This is a genomic window from Streptomyces beijiangensis, from assembly GCF_017315755.1.
In the GTDB taxonomy this organism is placed as follows: Bacteria; Actinomycetota; Actinomycetes; order Streptomycetales; family Streptomycetaceae; genus Streptomyces; species Streptomyces beijiangensis.
This window is the reverse complement of the sequence record NZ_JAFLRJ010000310.1, coordinates 1-2842: the sequence shown is the minus strand read 5'-3', so window position 1 is coordinate 2842 and position 2842 is coordinate 1. Positions and strand designations below refer to the sequence as shown.

The following is a 2842-nucleotide window of genomic DNA, read 5'->3' as shown; positions in this document are numbered from 1 at the left end:
GGCGGCGCTCGCCTGCCGCCCCACCGAGGCGACCTTGCCGTTCACCGTGGACCCGTCGGGCAGATGGATGGTGAGCGCCGCGCCCCTGACGGCCCAGGCCGCGTCCCGCGCCGATGCGTCGACGACGACCTTGCGGGCTGTGCCTGTGTAGCTGACGGCGTTCTCGGTGACCGCCGCGCCGAGCCGTACACCGGTCTGGCCGATCCGTACCCTTCCCGTGGAGTAGACGACGTCCCCGATGCCGACCGTGCCGGTCTCGGGCAGACCCAAGTCGTGCTGCCACCGCTTGACGGCCTGGGCGGTCGCCGCACTGAACCGCTCGTCCACGGTGAAGCCTGTATAGCCGAGAGCGGCCAGGTTGGTCTCGAACTGCAGGACGTCCATGCCCTTCAGCTCCGCGGACGTGCCACCCGTGCCACCGGAGGGGGTGCTGGTGCGCTGTCCCAGGGCTCGATACGTGGGGAGTTGCCCGTACATGAGGACGACGGGGCGGTCGTCCACGCGGAGCAGTGTGCCGCCGCGTCCGATCGTCGCGCCCTGCTCGGGCAGCCAGGTCACGGTGCCGGTCGCCTTGACCGGCAGGGGTATCCCGGCCCCGTACCCCAACTGCCCGTCCACACTGGCTCGTTCGGTCAGCGTGATCCGGGTCACCGGGACGAAGGAGCCCGTACGGGCAGGCGCCCCGGCGCCGACCTTTCCGCTGCCTCCGCCGAGTCCCAGCGCGCCCACCACGGCGACGGCGGCCACCAGGACCACCGCTGAGGCCAGCAGCGCGGTGCGCCGGCCGCGGCGGCCGCGGCGGCCGCGGGGCGGCTCGGGCGTCGCCGCGGGGTCACCGTCCAGCCCCGGCATCGTCTCCGTCATCGTCAGCCCTGGGCCGAAGGCGCGTCGCCCGGGATACCGACGATCGGCCCGCAGAGACGCGCGGCGCGCTTGGCGCCTGCCGAGGCCTGGTCCCACTGGGCGTCGTTCCCGCCGTAGCCGTCCGGGCCCGGGTCGGGGAAGTCGGCGGCGCCGTTCTTCTGCATGCAGTCGGCGTACTTCCGCTTGACCTTGATCTGCGCGGCCGAGAGCTTGGGCTGGTTGCCCTGCTCGACGCTCTCGGGGACGGCGGCCTTCAGGGACTTGCACTTGTCCTGGGCGTCGAGGAACTTCGGGTTCTTCTTGAGGGTGGCCGCGTCCCCGAACTCGACCTGCCCCTTGGCATCCGGGTCGGGCGCGTCCAGCCCATTGGTCCGCAGGCACTTCACCCACACGCGCTGGGCGCTGATGTACGCGGACACATCGTCGCCGCCACCGTTGGAGCGGGGCGTGGCCGACGTGCCGGCCGAACCGCCTCGGTCGGCCGTCGGCACCTTCGCCGTGTCGTCCCCGCTGCCGCAGCCGGCCAGTGCGCACGCCATGATCGTGACCGCCGATGCCAGCAGTACCCGGCTCCTCATCGGTTCCCCGCCCTCTTGTCCGGCCCGGCCGCGGGCGCGGCGGGCAGGCCGACCATAGGCCGGGGACCATGAAGAACTTTTGAAGAACCCGTCAGCCGCCCATGTGCGGCAACGCCGCCAATGACGCCCGGAGTTGAGGCGGCTTAGGCCTCGTACGCCTCGATCAGCTCCGTCGACCGCTTCACGTCCGCACCGATCGCCACCAGCAGCGAGTCGATCGAGTCGAACTTCTCCTGGCCCCGCACGTACGCCAGGAAGTCCACCGCCACGTGCATCCCGTAAAGGTCCAGGTCCACCCGGTCGATCGCGTACGCCTCGACCGTCCGCGCGACGCCGTCGAACTGCGGGTTCGTCCCCACCGAGATCGCCGCCGGCATCCGCTCGCCGTCCGCCGTCAGCCAGCCCGCGTACACCCCGTCGGCCGGGATCGCGGAGTGCGGCAGCGTCTCGACGTTCGCCGTCGGGTAGCCCAGTTCGCGGCCGCGCTTCGCGCCGTGCACGACCACGCCCTCGACCCGGTGCGGGCGGCCCAGGATCTCGGCCGCGCCCGTCATGTCGCCCTCGGCGATCAGCCGCCGGGTCAGGGTCGAGGAGAACGGCACGCCGCCGCCCGCTTCCCCGCTCACGTACAGGTCGATGACGTCGACCTCGAAGTCGTACGTCCTGCCGGTCTCGGCCAGGAAGGCGACATCGCCCGCCGCCTTGTACCCGAAACGGAAGTTGGGGCCCTCGACGACCAGGCGGGCGTGCAACTTGTCGACCAGCACCTTCACCACGAAGTCGGCGGGCGAAAGCTTCGAGAACTCGGCCGTGAACGGGAGGATCAGCACGGCGTCGACGCCCAGCTCCTCCATGAGTTCCGCGCGCCGGTGGTGCGGGGCGATCAGCGGCGGGTGCGTGCCGGGGCGTACGACCTCGCTGGGGTGCGGGTCGAAAGTGACCACCACCGAGGGGACGCCCAGCTCGCGGGCGCGCTCCACGGCACGCCCGATGATCAGCTGATGCCCGCGGTGCACGCCGTCGTAGGAGCCGATGGTGACGACGCTGCGTCCCCAGTCCTGGGGGATGTCCTCCAAGCCACGCCAGCGCTGCACTGAGACCGCTCCTCGCCCGAAACCGAACCTGTGTACGTGAGATCACGCCTTCTTACGCAGGTCTAAGACTGCCATGCCCTGCCGTCTGCGCCCGCATCGGCATGGGCCCGCCGAGCGACTCGACCGCCCGGCGGGCGCTCGGGCCGATGACTGCCGCCCATTCGGCGGGCGCGTCGGCCAGCCAGTCCACGATCTGCGCGGCGAAGCCTGGGACCTCTCCGGCCAGCTCCACCAGGCGCCGGTCGAAGCGGGCGGCGCCCTCGGGCGTACGGACCAGGGACCTCGTCCACCGCACCGGGCTGCTCC

General features: G+C 71.8%; 4 protein-coding genes. All 4 read right to left on the bottom strand.

Annotated features, from left to right (window positions below; genetic code table 11):
• On the bottom strand, window positions 1-864 hold an 864-nt coding region (locus tag J0695_RS28220; protein ID WP_206966645.1), incomplete at its 3' end, for a peptidoglycan-binding domain-containing protein.
• Window positions 865-866: 2 nt separating this feature from the next.
• Window positions 867-1442, bottom strand: coding sequence for a hypothetical protein (locus J0695_RS28215; protein ID WP_206966643.1), 576 nt, complete (start codon window positions 1440-1442; stop codon window positions 867-869).
• A 143-nt stretch (window positions 1443-1585) separates the two neighbouring features.
• The gene (locus J0695_RS28210) at window positions 1586-2536 is read right to left on the bottom strand and encodes a bifunctional riboflavin kinase/FAD synthetase (RefSeq protein ID WP_206966641.1); all 951 of its coding nucleotides are present in this window, start codon (window positions 2534-2536) and stop codon (window positions 1586-1588) included.
• Window positions 2537-2588: 52 nt separating this feature from the next.
• Window positions 2589-2842, bottom strand: a 254-nt coding sequence (locus J0695_RS28205; protein WP_206966639.1) for a hypothetical protein, incomplete at its 5' end; no start/stop codon positions are given.